General features: G+C 66.4%; 6 protein-coding genes. 5 read left to right on the top strand and 1 reads right to left on the bottom strand.

The genetic code is table 11. The annotated features are described in order from the left end of the window. Positions 1–431 (bottom strand): ABC transporter ATP-binding protein (locus ACFDSW_RS16000; protein ID WP_375251257.1); only part of this gene is annotated, 431 nt, incomplete at its 3' end. 85 nt (positions 432–516) lie between these two features. Between ACFDSW_RS16000 and ACFDSW_RS15995 the strand changes: the two genes are divergently transcribed. The 5 genes from ACFDSW_RS15995 to ACFDSW_RS15975 form a co-directional block, all read left to right on the top strand. Beyond that, on the top strand, positions 517–753 hold the full coding sequence (locus tag ACFDSW_RS15995) for a zinc-finger domain-containing protein (RefSeq protein ID WP_375251256.1): 237 nt from the start codon (positions 517–519) through the stop codon (positions 751–753). Between the two features lie 48 nt (positions 754–801). Continuing rightward, the gene (tldD, locus tag ACFDSW_RS15990; RefSeq protein ID WP_375251255.1) at positions 802–2,223 is read left to right on the top strand and encodes a metalloprotease TldD; all 1,422 of its coding nucleotides are present in this window, start codon (positions 802–804) and stop codon (positions 2,221–2,223) included. Positions 2,224–2,344: 121 nt separating this feature from the next. Next, on the top strand, positions 2,345–2,890 hold the full coding sequence (locus ACFDSW_RS15985; RefSeq protein WP_375251254.1) for a pyridoxamine 5'-phosphate oxidase family protein: 546 nt from the start codon (positions 2,345–2,347) through the stop codon (positions 2,888–2,890). 13 nt (positions 2,891–2,903) lie between these two features. Beyond that, positions 2,904–3,104: a putative signal transducing protein gene (locus ACFDSW_RS15980; RefSeq protein WP_375251253.1), complete on the top strand. Its 201-nt coding sequence runs from the start codon at positions 2,904–2,906 to the stop codon at positions 3,102–3,104. A gap of 140 nt (positions 3,105–3,244) precedes the next feature. Next, on the top strand, positions 3,245–3,444 hold a 200-nt coding region (locus ACFDSW_RS15975; RefSeq protein WP_375251252.1), incomplete at its 3' end, for a P-II family nitrogen regulator.

Raw genomic sequence — 3,444 nt, 5'->3', positions numbered from 1 at the left:
AGGCGGCGTTTCATGCCCCCCGAAAGGGTGCGGGCATAGGCCTTCGCCTTATCTTCCAGATGCACCGCGCGCAGCAGCTCCATCGAGCGGCGCTCGGCTTTCGGCACGCCGTACAGCCCGGCCTGGATCTCCAGCGTTTCGACCGGGGTGAAGAACGGATCGAACAGGATCTCCTGGTTGACGATCCCGATCGACACCTTGGCGTTGCGCGGGTGAGCGTCGATATCGAAGCCCCAGATCTCCGCCGTGCCGCTGGTCTTGTTGACCAGCCCCGCCAGGATGTTGATCAGCGTCGACTTGCCCGCGCCGTTCGGGCCGAGCAGCCCGAAGATGCTGCCGCGCGGCACGTCGAACGTCACGCCGTCGAGCGCTCGCTTGCCGCCCGCATAGGTTTTGCACAAATCTCGGATGGCGATCGCGGCGTCGGTCATATGGATCGATTAGGCGTCCGGCACCGCGATGCCAATCGCCGAAAGCAATTGTCGCGCGCGGCGCGGCTTGCTAATCGCCTGCGCCATGTTGCCGCCACCCGAAGTCATCCGCGTCTCGCAACCCCGCGTCGCCTGCGATGGGGCGAGCGACATTCCCGGCGGCGCCGCGCTCGGCCATCCGCGCGTGTGGCTGCAGATCGATGAGCATGGCTATGTCGACTGTGGCTATTGCGACCGCCGCTTCGTGCTGATCGGCGGCCCGGCGGATGGCGTCGATCAGGCGACGCTGCCCGACATTGCCGAAGGCGCCAGCCCGCAATAACGCGCCGCCCGGTGGCGTCGGGCCGGTTCAGCGCCTATTTTGGCCGGCATGACCGATCCCCGCTCCTTCCTGTATCGTGACACCCTCGACGCCGACGCCGCGCTGCGCGTCACCGCCGAGGTGCTGCGCGGCGCCGATGACGGCGAACTGTTCCTGCAATATCGCAAGGCGGAGGCGTTCGGGTTCGACGATGGCCGGCTGAAGACCGCCACCTATGACACCACCGCCGGCTTCGGCCTGCGCGCGGTATCGGGCGAGATGACCGCGTTCGCGCATGCCAATGAAGTGAGCGAGGCCGCGATCCGCCGGGCCGGAGAAACGATGGCGCTGATCGATCCGTCGGCGCAGCCGCGCGCCGCCGCGCCCGCGCGGACCAACAACCGGCTTTATACCGATGCCGACCCGCTCGACCTGATCCCCTTCGCCGACAAGGTGAATCTGTGCCAGACGATCGACGCCGCCGCGCGCGCACGCGATCCGCGCGTCGTGCAGGTGTCGGTCGCGCTGTCGGCGACATGGAGCGTGGTGGAGATCGTGCGCCCCGACGGCTTCACCGCCACCGACGTGCGCCCGCTGGTACGCCTCAACATCGCGATCGTCGCCGAGGTGGGAGGGCGTCGCGAAACCGGCTCGTTCGGGATCGGGGGCCGCTATCTGTACGATCGGCTGTTCGATCCCGCGACCTGGAACCGCGGGATCGATGCGGCGCTGGCGCAGGCGCTGGTCAATCTCGAATCGGTCGAGGCGCCGGCGGGCGAGATGACGGTGCTGCTCGCGCCGGGCTGGCCGGGTGTGCTGCTGCACGAGGCGATCGGCCACGGGCTGGAAGGCGATTTCAATCGCAAGGGCACCTCGGCCTTTTCGGGACGGATCGGCGAGCAGGTTGCGGCGCGCGGCGTGACGGTGGTCGATGACGGATCGATCATCGACCGGCGCGGCAGCCTGACGATCGATGATGAAGGCACGCCGACGGCGGAGACGATCCTGATCGAGGATGGCTTCCTGAAGGGCTATATGCAGGATCGGCTCAATGCGCGGCTGATGGGGGTCGCGCCGACCGGCAATGGCCGCCGCGAAAGCTTCGCGCACGCGCCGATGCCGCGAATGACCAATACCTTCATGAAGGCGGGAAGCGACGATCCGGCGGAACTGCTGTCGCGAGTGAAGAAGGGCATCTTCGCCAAGTCGCTCGGCGGCGGCCAGGTCGACATCGTCTCGGGCAAGTTCGTGTTTTCGTGCACCGAGGCCTATCGCATCGAAAACGGTCGCCTGGGGGCACCGATCAAGGGCGCCACGCTGATCGGCGACGGGCCGAGCGTGCTGACCAAGGTTCTGGGCGTGGGCAACGACTTCGCGCTGGACGAAGGCATCGGCGTGTGCGGCAAGGGCGGGCAGAGCGTCCCCGCGGGCGTGGGACAACCGACTTTGCTGGTCGACGGGCTGACGGTCGGCGGCACGGCGGCGGGATAGGCACGAAGGGATCGGGCCGGTTATCGGCCCCCGGCGATCGGATTGCCCGGCTTACGTTCGGCGGAAGCGATGCTATCGTGTCGCATCTCGCCGCGCCGTGCGCATGAATCGGAGTGAACCGATGGAGTTCTTCCCCGCCCTCAACGCCGATCACCGTGCCTTTATCGCCAAACAGCCGGTGTTCTTCGTCGCGACCGCGGCCGATGGCGCGCGGATCAATCTCAGTCCGAAAGGCATGGACACGTTTCGCGTCCTCGACGACGACCGGGTCGCCTATTTGGATGTCGCGGGATCGGGAAACGAGACCAACGCGCATCTGATCGCGGACGGACGGATCACGATCATGTTCTGCGCCTTCGACAATCCGGCGCTGATCCTGCGCATTTACGGACGCGGCCGGCCGGTGCTGCCGCAGGATGCCGACTGGGCCGATCATGCCGCGGGGTTCGCGCTGCTGCCGGGGACGCGCCAGATCTTCGTGATCGCGGTCGACACGGTCCAGACGTCATGCGGCTGGGGTGTTCCCTATATGACGTTCGAGCGCGAGCGGCCGACGCTCAACAAATATCACGCGACCAACAGCGACGCCACGCGCTTCGCGAAATATGCGGTGCGCACCCGGAGCATCGACGGTTTGCCAGTACGCAATCCGACGGCGCCGGCATGATCGCGCCGCGCTGATGGCCCTGGTCGAACTCGGTCGCTACGATCGCCAACTCGCCGCGATCCTGGTCGGCCGGCTGGAGGCTGACGGCATCCCCGCGCTGGCATTCGATGCCGGCGCATCGATCGCGGACGGCAGCTGGCTGCTGATCCCGGTACGGGTGATGGTCGACGCGGACGATCTGGCGGCCGCCAAGGCCATCGTCGGAGCTGCCTAAAAAAGCGGCAGGCGTGACGCGCTGCACAATTTTACCGCTTCTTTACCGATGCCGCCTGCGGAATCGAGCCATCTGACGCCGCAAAACGATCTGGCACGGCGATTGCGTTGGCGTTCCTCGGGTAATCGGAAGGGGGCGCGATGAAGCTGGTCATTGCCATCATCAAACCGTTCAAGCTCGACGAGGTGCGCGAGGCGCTGACCGCCGTCGGCGTGGCGGGCATGACGGTATCGGAGGTCAAGGGCTTCGGTCGGCAGAAAGGCCAGACCGAAATCTATCGCGGTGCCGAATACAGCACCAACATGGTCCCCAAGATCAAGATCGAGGTCGTCTGCGGCAG

Origin of the sequence: Sphingomonas sp. (genome assembly GCF_042091075.1) — a bacterium.
Taxonomy (GTDB): Bacteria; Pseudomonadota; Alphaproteobacteria; order Sphingomonadales; family Sphingomonadaceae; genus Sphingomonas.
The sequence above is the reverse complement of the archived record's forward strand: the minus strand, read 5'-3'. Positions and strand labels throughout refer to the sequence as shown.